Genomic DNA, 13,187 nt, shown 5'->3' with positions numbered 1-13,187 from the left:
CGCGCCCCCGCTCGCACAAGGAGCCCCATGACCACCGCATCCCCCCGGGGCCCCCCCCCCCCCCCCCCCCCCCCCCCCCCCCCCCCGCCCCCCCCCCCCCCCCCCCCCCCCCCCCCCCCCCCCCCCCCGGCCCCCCCGCGGCGCCCCGACCCCCACCCGAACCCCCTACCCCGGCGCCGCGAAACCCCCCACCCGCTCCTCCAGCAACCCCGCCAACCGCAGGGGAGTACGGTCCTCGAACATCGGACCGACCAGCTGCACCCCCACCGGCAGACCCTCCGAAGAACAGCCCGCAGGCACCGCCGTGGCGGGCAGACCCGGCATAGTGGCCACACCCGCCCACACCAGCTGATCGAAGTACGCGCACTCGACCCCGTCGACATCGATCCGACGCCCCAGCAGATCCGGGTCATGATCATGCGCGAACGCCGGAGTCGGCGTGATCGGACACACCACGACATCGAACTCGGCGAAGCACTCCCGCCACAGATGCCGATGCAGCTCACGACGAGCCGTCACCTCGAGCCAATCCCGGTGGCTGAACACCATCGCCCGCAACCGCGCCGCATGCAGACTCCCGTCCTCTACGCTCAACCCGGCGGCGCGGACCCGCAACCGCTCATACGCCTCGACGGGAAAACGCGCCACCGAACCCGAGAACAGCAACTGCATGTACAGCCTCGCGGCCTCGCCCAGATCCGGCAGCAACGGGCTATGCCGCTCCACCCGGGCACCACCCGCGACCAGCGCCTCCGCCACCCGCTCCACACCCGCCCGCACCGCCGACCCGGTCGGCATGAACGGATGCCCGTCCACGACCAGCACCCGGAAATCGCCCAACCGCTCATGCCGCGCCGGCGGCAACGCCAACCCGTACGCCTTCCCGAACGTCAACGGATCCGGCCCCGCCATGACCTCCAACAGCAACTCAAGGTCACGGGCGCTGCGCGCCATCGGACCCGCGACGGCCAGATCGAGGTCCACCGGCCACGGCGGCGCCGGCGGCGCGGCCATCCCGCGGGTCGGCACCAGCCCCAGCGTCGGCTTGTGCGCGTAGACCCCGCAGAAATGCGCAGGGGTGCGCAGCGAACCGGCCAGGTCCGAACCGATCGACAGCGCACCGAACCCGGACGCCAGCGCCGCCGCCGACCCGCCGGAGGACCCGCCCGACGTGCGCCCACGATCCCACGGATTGTTCGTGGTCCCGTAGATCTCGTTGAAACTCTGGATGTCCTGCAACCCCAGCGGCACATTGGTCTTCCCGAGCACCACCGCACCGGCGGCCCGCAACCGCGACACCTGCACCGCGTCCTCGACCGGCACGAAGTCCCGGTACTGCGGCATGCCCCACGTCGTGGGCAGACCCGCCATGTCGTACGACTCCTTGACCGTCACCGGCACACCGAGCAGCGGCCGGTCCCCACCCCCGGCACGCGCCCGATCGGCGCGATGCGCCGCCGCCCGCGCCCGCTCGAAGTCCGGCACGCAGACCGCATTGATCGCCTCGTCGTCCCGCTCGATACGAGCGATGGCCGCATCGGTCAACTCCACCGACGTCACCGCACCGGCGCGCAAGGCCGCCACGAGCGCCTCGGCCGTCGCAAAACTCCACTCCATGTCCATGCGAACGACCGTAACGGCCCCCCGAACAGGCCACAAAACACGAATTTCCGCAACAAGGCAACGGTCGCCACCCACGCGTACACCGGGGGAGCACCCGTCAAGACGCGGCGGCGCCCACAGGACACCGCCGCGACCCCCGCACCGAAACAGGCCAACCACGCGCACCGACGCGGGGGAGCAGCACTACTCCCTCCGGCGCTCCCGCTCGACCAACCGCGCCTCCGCCGCCAGCGCCCGCTCACGCCACACCGCCGCCTCCCCCCGCGCCTCGACAGCACCGGCCTGCGCCGCCTCCAACCGCGACGCCGACACCCGCGCATCACCCACCGCCGCCGACAACTCCGCCTGCACACCCGACAACGCCGCCGCACGCTCAGCCGCCAGACCGCTCGCCTGCTCGGCATCACGACGCGCCACCGCCACCTCCGCCACCAGCGACTCCACCCGCGACCGCTCCGCATCCCGCTCGGCGGCCACCGCCAGCGTCCGCGTCTCGGCCCGCTCCAACGCCGCCTCACCGGCCCGCAACGCCTCGGCCGCCTCCGCGGCGACCTCCTCGGCCCGCGCCCGCGCCTGCGCCGCCTCGCCCTGCGCCGACACGGCCGCCTGCTCGGCGGCCTCACGACCGGACACCGCCGCGTCCCGCTCCACCAGCGCCGACCGCGCCGCCTCACGCGCCGAAGCCGCATCGGCCTCGGCCGCCGCCCGGACCCGAGCCGCCTCGCCGGCCGCCTCCTGCGCCGCTGCCGTCTCCTCCCGAGCGGCCTCAGCGGCCCTGACCGCCTCCAACCGGGCGGACACGGCCTCCTTCGCCCGCACCTCCGCCGCCTCCAACCCCGCCGCGGCCCGCTCGGCCTCGGCCTGCGCGGCGGCGAGCTCCTCACGCAGCGACGCCGCACGAGCGGCGACCTCGTCGCGCTCGGCCCGGGCGGCGGCCACCGCACCGGCGGCATCGGACCGGACCTCGGCGAGCCGGGCCTCGACCTCGGCCGGATCCGTCTCGGCCCGCAGGGCCTCGGCCAGCGGCGCCAGCGCCGAGGCCATGGACTGCTCGATCTGCTCGTACAGCTCCTCGGCCCGCGCCAGGGCGCCCTCCAGGCCCGGGGTGGCGCGGCGCAGCTCCCGCTGGCGCTTGGCCTGGGCGGCGCAGTCGCCCTCGGCGCAGTACAGGCGCGGGCGCCCGCGCCCGGGCTGCTGCGGAATCGGCGTCCCGCAGCGCTTGCACAGCGTCGCGGTCTTGGCGGTCGCGGTCTTGACAGTCGTGTTCGTACCCGTTTTCGTCATGCCCGCATCCTAACATTATTTATTTCTGGTTTTTATATTTAAATAATAGAAAAACAAGCATGTCCCGCCCGGCTATATAACTCACGAGAAGTGCCGTTCCCGCAAGTTATGTATCGGAGGCCCTGGACCCGAGTGACCGGACGCGAGCCCGCCGGGCGCGCTTCCGGGCCGCGCATGAGGGCCGAGTTCGGCCGGGTGTCCCGACCATTGAGCACCTCGGGCGCAGCGCGGTGTCGGACCGCCGCTGTAGCATCCGCTGCGGTGCGCCCGCGGATCACGGCGGGCGTCGTCGAATGGAAAGGAATCCCCTGTGCACGAGCTGGAATCCGCAGCGCTGCCCGAATCGATCCGTTCGCTGCCCGCGGCGGCACTGGAACGGCTCGGACGGTTCCGCGCCGCGGCACTGGCCGAGGGCGTCCCCGGAGCCGACGTCGACCGCTGGATCGCGCTGGCGCGGCCGGCCGCCGAACTGACCCCCGGAGGCGAGGGTCCCGTCGTCGGCCGGTGCGGCGGCCCGCTGATGCTGCCGCCCGACATGGCGACCCCTGCCGAGAGGTACGGGTCGCCGGGCGGCGACGGGTTCGAGTCCTCGGAGCATCAGCTGATCGCGACGCTCGACCTGGCCGCGATCCCGGTCGGCGCCACCGACCTCCCGCTCCCGCCGGACGGGCACCTCCTGCTGTTCGCCAACCCGGACCTGGAGCCCGAACCGGCGGGCGGTGCCCTCTACCTTCCCGCCGGCACTGCGGTCGAGGAGCGTGCGACGAACCTGGACTGGGATCCGGTGTACGAGCACGGCTCCCCCGAGGACCTCGACGCGCACCTGCGCGCCATGGGCGAGCTGCGCCTGCGCTGCGGCGCGACCCTCTTCGAGCATCCGGTCCACAACCTCGGCGCGTATGCGGACCCGGGCGAGCACCCCCGTGCCCGCGCCCTGCTCGAGGTGTGGGAGGAGGTCGCCTACGGCGACGACCAGGAGGGCTTCGTGGAGTTCCGGGTCGGCGGGTACGCGTCGGACTTCGACGGTTACGGGGACCCGGTCGGGTACGCGGCGCGGCTCGAGCGGGAGGCGGGGGTGTCGTCCGATGCGGCGGCGGGCGAGTGGGTGCTGCTCGCGGAGTGGCACGGGCTGCCGATGGCGACGGTGTACTGGGTGATGCCACGGGGGGATCTGGTCGAGCGGCGGTTCGACCGGGTGGCGGTCATGATGTGGGCCAATCCCTGACCGGGTGCGGGGTCGGGCCGGTGCTCCCCCGGGTTCGCGATCGTCGTTCGGGGTGCGGGGGCCGGTGGGGCTTGCGAGGATGTCGGGGGTATCGCTTCGACTGCGGAGGGAGTGCGCGATGGGTTCGATCCTCAACCCGTATGTGGCGTTCGACGGGGACGCGCGGGAGGCCATGGAGTTCTACCAGGGCGTGCTGGGCGGTGAGTTGACGGTGAGCACGTTCGGTGAGTCCGGGATGCCGGGCCCGGACGAGGACATGGTCATGCACGCGCAGTTGACCTCGCCTGCGGGGTTCACGCTGATGGCCTCGGATACGCCGCCGGGCATGGACTACCGGCCCGGTGAGAACATCGCGATCAGCCTCAGTGGCGAGGGCGATGAGGACGGTGAGGAGCTGCGGGGGTATTTCGCGGGGCTGAGCGCGGGCGGTTCGGTGAACATCCCGTTGGAGCGGCAGGCGTGGGGTGACGAGTTCGGGGCGCTGGTGGACCGGTTCGGGATCGGTTGGATGGTGAACATCAGCGGTTCGTAGTCCCCTGGCGGCGTATGTGATGGTGGGCGGGCCCTAGGGCCCGCCCATCGTTGCTTGTGGGAATGTCGGTGCTGGAGGCGCCGGGCGGTGGAGCGGCGTCCGTTGGGCGCGGGGTCGGCTCCTCCCCCGCTGTGTGGTCATCGGCGCTGGTTGCGGGGGTGCCTGCGGGCGGTGCGTTCGTTGCCGAACTTGTAGGCGCCGGTCCAGCGGGCCATCACGAGTTGGGGGTCGCCGGTGCGGATCTCGTCGAGGAACTTGGCGGCGCGGGCGCCGCGGAGGGTGGCGGCGGCGCGGCCGCGGTGGACGATGCGGACGGTGCCGTCGGCGCGTTCGGTGTAGGTGAAGCCGCCGGGCGCGCTCATGCCGCTTCCGGGGCGGTGCGGCGGTCTCGGGCGGTGACGAACGCGGCGAGGATGCCGCCGAGGAACCCGAACAGGTGGGCTTGCCAGGAGATGTGCGGCTGTGTGGGCAGGACGCCCCAGATGATCGACCCGTAGGCGGCGATCACGAGCACGGCGATGAGGAAGTCGCCGACCTTGCGCATGAAGACGCCGCGGGCCAGGAGGTAGCCGAAGAGGCCGAAGACGACACCCGAGGCGCCCGCGGTGATCGAGTGCGCGGGCGAGATGAGCCAGACGCCGAGCCCGGAGACGGCGGTGGCGAAGGCCAGGGCGGTCCACATGCCGCGCCAGTCGCGCAGCGCGGCGATGGTGCCCATGACGGCGAGCGGGACCATGTTCGAGACGAGGTGGCCGGCGCCGAAGTGGAGGAAGGGGGCGGCGAGGACGCCCGGGATGAGGCCGTCGAGGGTGCGCGGGGTGATGCCCCACATGGTGAGGTGGGCCGGGAGGACCCAGTCGGCGATGAGCAGGGCCCACATGAGGGCGATGAGGGCGCCCCAGAGGGTGAGGGCGCGGCGGAGGGGGTGGAGGGCGGGCGGGGATGCGGTGGTCATGGGGCTCCTTGTGCGAGCGGGGGCGCGGTGTCGCGTTCCGGTTCGGTGCTCTGAAGCGTATCGGGCTCGGGGGTGCGGCGTCGCAGGTGCAGGTAGGTGAGGGCGGCGGCGGCCACGGTGAGCGGGATGAGGAGGTACCAGGTCAGGGCGGTGGCGATGGCGGCGGTGACGGTGGTGGCGACGATGGCGGTGGCGCGTCGGGTGCCGGTGAGGAGTTTCGCGGCGGCGGCGCAGGCGAGGGTGGTGACGGCGGCCAGGCAGGCGGAGGTGGCGCGCATGAGCTGGTCGAGGTCGAGTTCCCAGATGACGGCGGCGGTGAGGACGGTGGCGGTGAGGGCGGCGAGGAGGGCGAGGCTGCGGTGGGGGGTGCGGCCGGGTTGGTGGCCTTTGGCGAGGGGGCGGGGCATGGCGCCGTCGCGGGCGAGGGCGGCGCCCAGGCGTGAGGCGCCGGCGATGAAGGTGTTCATGGCGCCCAGGCACAGGACGGCGGCCGCGGCGGCGGTGACGGTGCGGGCGGCGGGGCCGAAGCCGTAGGCGAGGAGGTCGGCCAGGGGTGTGGGGCGGGTGGCGGCGTCGGGTCCGAGGACGAGGGCGGTGGTGGCGGCGAGGCCGAGGTAGACGGTGGCGACGAGGGCGAGGGTGAGGGCGGTGACGCGTGGGAGTTGGCGCTTGGGGTTCGTGAATTCGCCGGCGAGGTGGCTGGCGGCTTCCCAGCCGGAGAAGGCGTAGAGGAGGACGGCGGCGGCGGAGAGGATGCCGGCGGGGCCGTGGGGGGCGAAGGGGGTGAGGTGGGCGGTGTCGGCGTGCGGGAGCGCGGTGGTGACGGCGGTGGTGAGGAGGGCGACCAGGAGTGCCATGAGGAGGAGTTGGGCGCTGCCGGAGAGGCGCAGGCCGATGTGGTTGGCGGTGAAGGCGGCGGCGAGGAGTGCGGCGGCGATGGCGAGGGTGGCGGTGTCGCCGAGTGCTGCGGGTGCGGCGAGGTAGTCGGCGCCGACGAGGGCGGCGGCTGCGGCGCCGACGGGGATGACGCTGTAGAACCACCAGCCGCAGGCGGCGGCGGCGCGGTCGCCGAAGGCGGCGCGGGTGAAGGTGGCGACGCCGCCGGCGTCGGGCCAGCGGGTGGCGAGGGCGGCGAAGGTGGCGGCGACGGGGACGGCGAGGGCCAGGAGTCCGGCCCAGGCGATGATGGCGGCGGGTCCTGCGGCGGCGGCGGCGAGGTGCGGGAGGGCGAGGACGCCGGGTCCGAGGACGGCGCCGAGGTAGAGGGCGGTGCCGCGGGCGGTGCCGAGGGTGCCGGGGGTGTGCGTTCGGGCGGTCATGTGGGGCAAGGCTAGACGGATGGTCGGTGTGTTCCGGGGTGGTTTGGACGATTGATCGGTATGGGCGGGATAATCCGTGGATGGATGAACTTGAGGTCGGGATCGTGCGGTTGCTGCAGTCGGATGCACGGTTGTCGAATCGGGAGCTGGCGCGTCGGTTGGGGGTGGCGCCGTCGACGGTGCTGGATCGGGTGCGGTCGTTGACGCGGCGGGGGGTGATCCGGGGGTATCACGCGGAGGTGGATCCGGCAGCGTTGCGGCGGGAGGCGCAGGCGCTGGTGACGGTGCAGTTGCGGCATCATCAGCGCGGTTCGTACGAGGCGTTCCGGGCGGTGGTGGGGTCGTGGCCGGAGGTGCTGACGCTGTTCGTGGTGTCCGGTGAGGGTGACATCGTGCTGCATGTGGCGGTGCAGAACACGGAGCGGTTGCACGCGTTTTTGGTGGATCGGTTGGCGTCGCGGCCGGAGGTGGCGCGGTTCCAGACGTCGATGGTGTTCCAGCGGTTGGACAATCGGGTGCTGGAGGCGTTGCCGGAGGCGCCGGGAGAGCGGGAGGGGCGTTAGCGGCACGGCGGGCGCGGGTCGCCCGCCGGTTCGGCCGAGAGCGGCGGTGCTCCACGAGGGTGGCGTCGCGACCGCCTGGCCGCGAACCGGCTGCCGCGGCAGGCGGCTCGTCGTGGTCTCGCGGCCGAACCGTGCGAAGCGGCGGTGCGGCTCGTCCCCCGCGCCGTGGTGACTCGGATCCAGCCTCCTATTTTATATGCGAAGCAGATGTTATGGTTCTCGTATTATCTAGGCGAGGAGTGGCCCCATGAAGCTCACGTTGGCGGCGGCGACGGGCGCGACGGGCCGGCTCGTGCTCGAACAGGCCCTCGAGGCCGGACACGAGGTGACCGCCGTGGTCCGCAGCCCCGGCAAACTCCCGGCCGGCGTCGCGGCCGTCCAGGCCGACCTCTCGCGCCCCGACCCCGACGCGCTCGCCGCGGCGGTGGCGGGCGCCGACGCCGTGGTCTCGGCCCTGGGCCCGACCGCGAAGGCCGAAGCCGGAGTCGCCGAGACCGGCACCCGCGCGCTGATCGCGGCCATGGAGCGGGCCGGGACGCGCCGCCTCGTGGTCCTCTCGGCCGCGCCGATCGGCACCGTCCCCACCGCGGCCCGCCCGGACAAGCCCCGGCACGACCCCGGCGACGGGCCCCTGCTGCGACTGCTCACCCCGATTGTCAAACGGGCCCTGGCCGGGCACTACGCCGACGTCGCCGCCATGGAGGACGCCGTCCTCGACTCAGGACTGGACTGGACGATCGTGCGCCCGCCCCGGCTGACCGACAAGCCCGCCGCCGGCGCCTGGCGCACCGCCTACGGGCGCAACCCCCGGAACGGGTTCACGATCGCCCGCGCCGACCTGGCGGCGGCGATGCTCCGGTCGATCGGCGACCCCGCCGCGGTGCGGCAGGTCCTGGGCGTCGCCTACTGACCCGCGGCCAGGTCCTCGGTGGCGCGGCGCCCCGCCGCGCCCACGCGCTCCAGGAACCGGGCGACCACCGCCAGCTCGGCGGCGTCGAAATCGGCGCAGACCGCCCCGATCGCCTCCCGCAGCGGCAGGTACAGGCCCAGGACCGCCGCGGCGCGGTCGGCATCGGCGGTCAGGTGCACCGCGCGCCGGTCGGCCGGGACCTTCTCGCGCCGGATCCACCCGGCCCGCTCGAGGCGGTCGGCCACGCCGGTGACGGTGGCCGGGTGCAGGTCGGCGGCCCGGGCCAGCGCCGAGGGCGTCAGCGGGCCGGTCCGGCTGATGAGGTCGAGGCACTCCAGGTCGACGTCCTGGAGGCCGAGGCGGTCGGAGACCTGGCGGTTGAGCAGGCGCAGCTGGACGGTGAGTTCGCGCAGGAGTTCGGTGACGTCGTGGGCGGGGCCGTGGGGGGCCTGGGTCATGCGGTGCTCCTGCGGTCGGGGCCTGGGACCAGGATAGGCGAGGTCGCATCGGCCCGGCCGCGGGTGGTAGGTTCCCTCGGTGGCCTCCAGCCTGGTGAGTCGAGTTTGGAAGCCGGTCGCCGCCGCGTTCGTGAGCGCGGCGCTGCTGGCCGGATGCGGCGCGGGCGACGGCGCCGGCAGCAGTGCAGATGAGAGTGCAGACGAAGGGGATGTGAACGTGGTGCAGATCAGTGACGGTGTCGAGGTCTCGGTCTCCGAGGACACGGGGTCGCGGCCGGTCGTGACGGTGCCGGACGCCGAGCCGCCGACGACCCTGTTCACCGCCGACGTGGTCGAGGGCTCGGGCGCCGAGGCGAAGGCCGGCGACGCGGTCGCGGTGCAGTACGCGGGGTTCAACTGGTCGAACGGCAAGGAGTTCGACGCGTCCTGGAACCGCGGGGCGCAGCCGTTCGAGGTCTCCCCGCTGGGTTCGGCGCCGGTGATCCAGGGCTGGAACGACGGCCTGATCGGCGCGCAGGTCGGCGACCGGCGCGTGATCGTGATCCCGCCGGAGCTCGGCTACGGCGCCCAGGGCGCGGGCGGGGTGATCGGCCCGAACGAGACGCTCGTGTTCGTCGTGGACGTTGTCTCCATCAACGGCCAGTAAGACGTTCTCCGCGGCAGGAGGGGGCGCCCGGCGCCCCCTCCTGCCGCGTCTCAGCCGCCGGCGATGGACGGCAGGATCTGGACCTCCCGGCCCTCGACCGGCGTGGCCAGCCCCTGGAGGCGGCGGCTCTCCTCCTCGCCGATGTAGACGTTGACGTACCGGCGGAGCCTGCCCGACTCGTCCCGCAGGCGCCGGGCCAGGCGCGGATGGGCGGCCTCGACGGCGTCGAGGACCTCCCCCAGGGTCGCCTCCGGCGGCAGGTCGACGGCGAGGCGCCGCTCGCCCCCGCACTCGGAGGCCAGGGCCGCGGGCAGTTTGACCTCGACCATCACGGGACCTCGATCGCGCGCACGCACAGCACGTCGGGCAGGTGGGCCGCGACCTGGTGCCAGCGGCCCTCGGCGTCGCCGGCGGCCCACACGTCGCCGCAGCGGGTCCCGAAGTACCAGCCGGGGTCGGCCGCGCCGTCGGTGCAGGCGCCGTCGCGCATGACGTTCCCGAAGTAGGGCTCGGTGGGCAGGCCGGTCCCCCACGGCGCCCAGGTGCCGCCGCCGTCGCCGGTGCGCCAGGCGCTGATGCGCCGGTCGGGCGGGAAGCGGTCCATGGCGGCCTGGACGGGCCAGACCATGGCCGTGCCCGGCGCGGTCGGGTGGGCCACGACCGCGAACCCGAACTCCGAGGGCAGGGTGCCCGAGACGTTCGTCCAGCCGGTGCCGGGCCGGGCGGTGCGCCACACCGGGCCGTGGCTCTGGGCCAGCCAGGTGCCGTCGGCGGTGCGGGCGACCTTGTGGATGCAGTGCCCGGACTCGGGCTCGGGGTCGGGCCCGTAGTCGACGGTGATGCCCTTGGTGACCCCGGTCCAGGTGTCGCCGTCGTCGCGGGTCTCGTAGATCCCGCCCGAGGACATGGCGATCATGACGTGCGCGGGCTCGTCGGGGTCGGTGACGATGGTGTGGACGGCCGGGCCGCCGCCGCCGGAGGCCCAGGTGGTGTGCTGCGGGTGGTCCCACAGGGACCGGTTGAACGCGAAGGTGCGGCCGCCGTCGTCCGAGCGCCACAGGCTCGTGGGCTCGACCCCGGCCCACACGCGGCCCTCCTGGGGGCCGAAGGCGAGCTGCCAGACGCGTTTGACGGTGTTGGCCTGGTCGGATTCGGGCTGGTCGAGGCCGGCGGTGTCGGAGAAGTCCAGGGGCCGGTAGGGCAGGTCCTGCGGGAAGGCCATGGGGGCGCGGTCGGGTTCGTGCCAGGTGGCGGCGAGGTCGTCCGAGCGCCACACGGAGGTCCCGAAGTGGGGCGAGTCGGCGGCGACGAGGATCTGCCCGGTGGCGGGGTCGGCGGCGGCCGCGTAGATCTCGGCGACGGCGGTGAACCCGTCGGGGTCGAGGCCGTGGGGGCCCTTGAGGACCCATGCGGCGCGGTCGTCGCTGGTGGCGGTGAAGAACCCTTTGCGGGTCCCGATGAGGACGAGGTAGGCCATGGCGGGCTCCTTTGCCGGTCGTGTTGGCTCTCGCCCCTCATCCTTGCGCCCGGGTACGACGTTTCGGGGTAGCCGGGGGTGTCACGCGGCGCGGACGGCGGCGGCGATGCGCTCGCACACTTCGGCGGGGGTCAGGTGCGTGGTGTCGACGACGGTGGTGCGGGCGCGCATCCACTGCTCGAGGGCGGCCTCGTAGGCGTCGCGGTGGTCCAGGCGCCACTGGGCGGCGGTCGGTTCGTCGGCGTCGGCCTCGATGCGGGCGGTCAGCTGCGCGCGGTCGGCGTGGAGGGTGAAGGCGTGCACCGGGACGCCGTGCGCCGCGAAGCCGTCCATGAGCTCGGTCCAGTACTCGCGTTGCAGGACCGACTGCGGGATGACGAGGGCGCCGCCGGCGTAGTCGAGGACCTGGCGGGCGGTCTCGACGGTGAGGCCGCGCCAGGGCTTCCATTCCTTGAAGTCGGTGTGCGGGAGGTCGCCGATGACGCCGCGCAGGAGGTAGCCGACGTGCTCGGCGTCGAACAGGCGGGCCGGGAGGGCCCGGGCCAGGAGGCGCGCGGTCGTGGTCTTGCCGGCGCCGAAGGTGCCGTTGAGCCATACGATCATCTGGGGAATCTAACAGGAGCGGCCCTGGCCCGGCGCCTGTGCGTGTGTTACGTTGCGAACACTCCGGTCGCGATGACGCGTCCCCCCGTGCTGCCTGCCCCGTTAGGACGACGCCTGATGCGCGCTTCCCGCCTCGTGCTGCTCCTGCCCCTCGCGCTCCTGGCCGCCGGCTGCCAGGACGTGGCCGACCTGATCGACGACGCCACCACCGGGCCCGGCGGGTCCGGGACCGGCTCGGAGGCGTCCGGGGAGTTCAGCGACACCGCCCCCTTCACCGTCACCGTCGACCCCGCGCAGCTGACCGCCGACATCGAGGCGCTCGCCGTCGCCGAGGAGGCCAACGACGGCTACGACCGGTCCCTGTTCCCCCACTGGAAGGACGACGACGGCAACGGCTGCGACGCTCGCGACGACGTCCTGGTCGCCCAGGACCGGTCCGGGAACCTCACCGAGGCCGACTGCGACGCCGCCATGACCGGCGAGTGGATCTCGATGTACGACGGGGAGACCGTCACCGCCTCCGGCGACCTCGACATCGACCACTTCGTGCCGCTCAAGGAGGCGTGGGGGTCCGGCGCGGTCGACTGGACCACCGAGGACCGCCAGGCGTACGCCAACTACCAGGGGAACGCCTGGCACCTGATCGCCGTCACCGCCTCCTCGAACCGGTCCAAGTCCGACCAGGACCCCGCCGAGTGGATGCCCGAGGACGCCGCGGTGCACTGCGCCTACGTCTGGGCGTGGGTCGAGGTCAAGACCGAGTGGCACCTGAGCGTGGACGAGGCCGAGCGGGCGGCGCTGCTGGACTACGCCGGGCAGTGTTAGCCCAGGGCCAGCCAGGTGAGCCCGCGGTCCTCGGCCAGGGCCCGCTCGGCACCGGTGAACGGTTCGCGGCCGGTGGCCTTGGCGATGAACGCGACCGGCGCCAGGCCCAGCGCCGCGAGCGCGTCCCCGTGCCCGGCCCCGAGCAGGAGCCCGGTGACGACGGCGGCGGCCTCGGGCGTGGCCCAGCGGGGCCGGTCGAGGGCGTCGGCGAGGTCGATGCCGTGCACGCAGACCTCCACGACCCGGGTGGTCAGGAAGTCGGCGAGGGTCATCGGGTCGCCGTGGCGGGTGGTCACGCGCCGCCCGAGCGGCTCGGCCGCGCACCGGTCGGCGACGCGCCGCCAGGCCGCGGCGAACGCCGCGGCCACGGCCGGGCCCCCGGCGCGGGCGGCCTCGGTCGCCGAGTCGACGCGGATCGCGTTGGTCCGGGGCGAGAAGCGCTCGTCGGGCCGGTAGTAGGCGGCGGCGTCCACGGTGGCGGCGGCGGGCTCGGGGGCGTCGAGCATCGCGTCCAGGCGCTCGGTGGTCATGGTGACGTGCGCGGCCAGGGCGGCGGCGTCCCACGGGTCGCAGCGCGTGGGCCGGGCCCAGTCGGCGGGGGCGAGGCCGTCCAGGACGGCCGCGAGCCGGGCGGATTCGGCGGTCAGCGCCGCCAGCGGCGCGGGTGCGGTCATGGGGCGAAAGCCTATCCCGGATGCCGGTGTGCGGCAGGGCCGTCGGTCCGGGGCCGCGTCCGCCGCCGCGGGCCCGGTGGCCGGGCCGGCGGG

General features: G+C 73.9%; 16 protein-coding genes. 6 read left to right on the top strand and 10 right to left on the bottom strand.

Annotated elements, in window-relative coordinates; translation table 11 throughout:
* Positions 1 to 165 precede the first annotated feature (165 nt).
* Together LO763_RS16245 and LO763_RS16240 are read right to left on the bottom strand one after the other, a co-directional pair.
* Entirely contained in the window at positions 166 to 1,617 is a 1,452-nt protein-coding gene (locus tag LO763_RS16245) for an amidase (protein WP_230786210.1), read from the bottom strand.
* A 189-nt stretch (positions 1,618 to 1,806) separates the two neighbouring features.
* Positions 1,807 to 2,907 (bottom strand): coiled-coil domain-containing protein, encoded by a 1,101-nt coding sequence (locus LO763_RS16240; protein WP_230786204.1) that lies wholly within the window; start codon positions 2,905 to 2,907, stop codon positions 1,807 to 1,809.
* A gap of 310 nt (positions 2,908 to 3,217) precedes the next feature.
* Between LO763_RS16240 and LO763_RS16235 the strand changes: the two genes are divergently transcribed.
* Positions 3,218 to 4,132, top strand: coding sequence for a DUF1963 domain-containing protein (locus LO763_RS16235; protein WP_230786199.1), 915 nt, complete (start codon positions 3,218 to 3,220; stop codon positions 4,130 to 4,132).
* 118 nt (positions 4,133 to 4,250) lie between these two features.
* Positions 4,251 to 4,664 (top strand): VOC family protein, encoded by a 414-nt coding sequence (locus LO763_RS16230; RefSeq protein ID WP_230786197.1) that lies wholly within the window; start codon positions 4,251 to 4,253, stop codon positions 4,662 to 4,664.
* 137 nt (positions 4,665 to 4,801) lie between these two features.
* Here LO763_RS16230 and LO763_RS16225 read toward each other — a convergent pair whose 3' ends face one another.
* Genes LO763_RS16225 through LO763_RS16215 form a run of 3 tightly spaced genes read right to left on the bottom strand, consistent with a single transcriptional unit; the run spans position 4,802 to position 6,938 of the window.
* Positions 4,802 to 5,026 (bottom strand): hypothetical protein, encoded by a 225-nt coding sequence (locus LO763_RS16225; protein WP_230786196.1) that lies wholly within the window; start codon positions 5,024 to 5,026, stop codon positions 4,802 to 4,804.
* Positions 5,023 to 5,619, bottom strand: a complete 597-nt coding sequence (locus LO763_RS16220; protein ID WP_230786194.1) for a rhomboid family intramembrane serine protease — start codon at positions 5,617 to 5,619, stop codon at positions 5,023 to 5,025. Before LO763_RS16220 ends, LO763_RS16225 begins: the two co-directional genes overlap by 4 nt.
* The gene (locus tag LO763_RS16215; RefSeq protein ID WP_230786193.1) at positions 5,616 to 6,938 is read right to left on the bottom strand and encodes an APC family permease; all 1,323 of its coding nucleotides are present in this window, start codon (positions 6,936 to 6,938) and stop codon (positions 5,616 to 5,618) included. Before LO763_RS16215 ends, LO763_RS16220 begins: the two co-directional genes overlap by 4 nt.
* Positions 6,939 to 7,018: 80 nt before the next feature.
* Here LO763_RS16215 and LO763_RS16210 point away from each other — a divergent pair, with 80 nt between their 5' ends.
* Entirely contained in the window at positions 7,019 to 7,501 is a 483-nt protein-coding gene (locus tag LO763_RS16210; protein ID WP_230786190.1) for an Lrp/AsnC family transcriptional regulator, read from the top strand.
* A 247-nt stretch (positions 7,502 to 7,748) separates the two neighbouring features.
* Positions 7,749 to 8,411, top strand: a complete 663-nt coding sequence (locus LO763_RS16205) for an NAD(P)-dependent oxidoreductase (RefSeq protein ID WP_230786188.1) — start codon at positions 7,749 to 7,751, stop codon at positions 8,409 to 8,411.
* Here LO763_RS16205 and LO763_RS16200 read toward each other — a convergent pair.
* Positions 8,405 to 8,869: a MarR family winged helix-turn-helix transcriptional regulator gene (locus LO763_RS16200; protein WP_230786185.1), complete on the bottom strand. Its 465-nt coding sequence runs from the start codon at positions 8,867 to 8,869 to the stop codon at positions 8,405 to 8,407. The genes LO763_RS16205 and LO763_RS16200 overlap by 7 nt on opposite strands.
* Positions 8,870 to 8,948: 79 nt before the next feature.
* Here LO763_RS16200 and LO763_RS29920 point away from each other — a divergent pair, with 79 nt between their 5' ends.
* Complete coding sequence (locus LO763_RS29920; RefSeq protein ID WP_230786184.1) at positions 8,949 to 9,515, top strand: FKBP-type peptidyl-prolyl cis-trans isomerase; 567 nt, start codon at positions 8,949 to 8,951, stop codon at positions 9,513 to 9,515.
* 50 nt (positions 9,516 to 9,565) lie between these two features.
* Here LO763_RS29920 and LO763_RS16190 read toward each other — a convergent pair whose 3' ends face one another.
* The 3 genes from LO763_RS16190 to LO763_RS16180 all read right to left on the bottom strand — a co-directional run bounded on the left by LO763_RS16190 (position 9,566) and on the right by LO763_RS16180 (position 11,595).
* Entirely contained in the window at positions 9,566 to 9,844 is a 279-nt protein-coding gene (locus LO763_RS16190; RefSeq protein WP_230786182.1) for a MoaD/ThiS family protein, read from the bottom strand.
* Complete coding sequence (locus LO763_RS16185; protein WP_230786181.1) at positions 9,844 to 10,992, bottom strand: WD40/YVTN/BNR-like repeat-containing protein; 1,149 nt, start codon at positions 10,990 to 10,992, stop codon at positions 9,844 to 9,846. The genes LO763_RS16190 and LO763_RS16185 overlap by 1 nt, the downstream gene beginning before the upstream one ends.
* Before the next feature lie 81 nt (positions 10,993 to 11,073).
* Positions 11,074 to 11,595 (bottom strand): P-loop nucleotide/nucleoside kinase family protein, encoded by a 522-nt coding sequence (locus tag LO763_RS16180; protein ID WP_230786179.1) that lies wholly within the window; start codon positions 11,593 to 11,595, stop codon positions 11,074 to 11,076.
* A gap of 117 nt (positions 11,596 to 11,712) precedes the next feature.
* Here LO763_RS16180 and LO763_RS16175 point away from each other — a divergent pair, with 117 nt between their 5' ends.
* The gene (locus tag LO763_RS16175) at positions 11,713 to 12,420 is read left to right on the top strand and encodes an HNH endonuclease family protein (RefSeq protein ID WP_230786178.1); all 708 of its coding nucleotides are present in this window, start codon (positions 11,713 to 11,715) and stop codon (positions 12,418 to 12,420) included.
* On the opposite strand, the gene LO763_RS16170 is transcribed toward LO763_RS16175, so the two are convergent.
* Positions 12,417 to 13,094 (bottom strand): maleylpyruvate isomerase N-terminal domain-containing protein, encoded by a 678-nt coding sequence (locus tag LO763_RS16170; RefSeq protein WP_230786176.1) that lies wholly within the window; start codon positions 13,092 to 13,094, stop codon positions 12,417 to 12,419. The two genes, LO763_RS16175 and LO763_RS16170, sit on opposite strands and share 4 nt — an antisense overlap.
* Between the last annotated feature and the right edge of the window lie 93 nt (positions 13,095 to 13,187).

Origin of the sequence: Glycomyces amatae (genome assembly GCF_020991375.1) — a bacterium.
GTDB classification, from domain to species: domain Bacteria; phylum Actinomycetota; class Actinomycetes; order Mycobacteriales; family Micromonosporaceae; genus Glycomyces; species Glycomyces amatae.
This window is presented reverse-complemented; position numbering and strand designations above follow the sequence as displayed.

What these genes read in the sequence shown, in the direction of transcription:
- LO763_RS16245 (WP_230786210.1), bottom strand. Translation starts at nt 1,617, where the DNA reads ATGGAGTGGAGTTTTGCGACGGCCGAGGCGCTCGTGGCGGCCTTGCGC.
- LO763_RS16240 (WP_230786204.1), bottom strand. Translation starts at nt 2,907, where the DNA reads ATGACGAAAACGGGTACGAACACGACTGTCAAGACCGCGACCGCCAAG.
- LO763_RS16230 (WP_230786197.1), top strand. Translation starts at nt 4,251, where the DNA reads ATGGGTTCGATCCTCAACCCGTATGTGGCGTTCGACGGGGACGCGCGG.
- LO763_RS16225 (WP_230786196.1), bottom strand. Translation starts at nt 5,026, where the DNA reads ATGAGCGCGCCCGGCGGCTTCACCTACACCGAACGCGCCGACGGCACC.
- LO763_RS16220 (WP_230786194.1), bottom strand. Translation starts at nt 5,619, where the DNA reads ATGACCACCGCATCCCCGCCCGCCCTCCACCCCCTCCGCCGCGCCCTC.
- LO763_RS16215 (WP_230786193.1), bottom strand. Translation starts at nt 6,938, where the DNA reads ATGACCGCCCGAACGCACACCCCCGGCACCCTCGGCACCGCCCGCGGC.
- LO763_RS16210 (WP_230786190.1), top strand. Translation starts at nt 7,019, where the DNA reads ATGGATGAACTTGAGGTCGGGATCGTGCGGTTGCTGCAGTCGGATGCA.
- LO763_RS16205 (WP_230786188.1), top strand. Translation starts at nt 7,749, where the DNA reads ATGAAGCTCACGTTGGCGGCGGCGACGGGCGCGACGGGCCGGCTCGTG.
- LO763_RS16200 (WP_230786185.1), bottom strand. Translation starts at nt 8,869, where the DNA reads ATGACCCAGGCCCCCCACGGCCCCGCCCACGACGTCACCGAACTCCTG.
- LO763_RS16190 (WP_230786182.1), bottom strand. Translation starts at nt 9,844, where the DNA reads ATGGTCGAGGTCAAACTGCCCGCGGCCCTGGCCTCCGAGTGCGGGGGC.
- LO763_RS16185 (WP_230786181.1), bottom strand. Translation starts at nt 10,992, where the DNA reads ATGGCCTACCTCGTCCTCATCGGGACCCGCAAAGGGTTCTTCACCGCC.
- LO763_RS16180 (WP_230786179.1), bottom strand. Translation starts at nt 11,595, where the DNA reads ATGATCGTATGGCTCAACGGCACCTTCGGCGCCGGCAAGACCACGACC.
- LO763_RS16175 (WP_230786178.1), top strand. Translation starts at nt 11,713, where the DNA reads ATGCGCGCTTCCCGCCTCGTGCTGCTCCTGCCCCTCGCGCTCCTGGCC.
- LO763_RS16170 (WP_230786176.1), bottom strand. Translation starts at nt 13,094, where the DNA reads ATGACCGCACCCGCGCCGCTGGCGGCGCTGACCGCCGAATCCGCCCGG.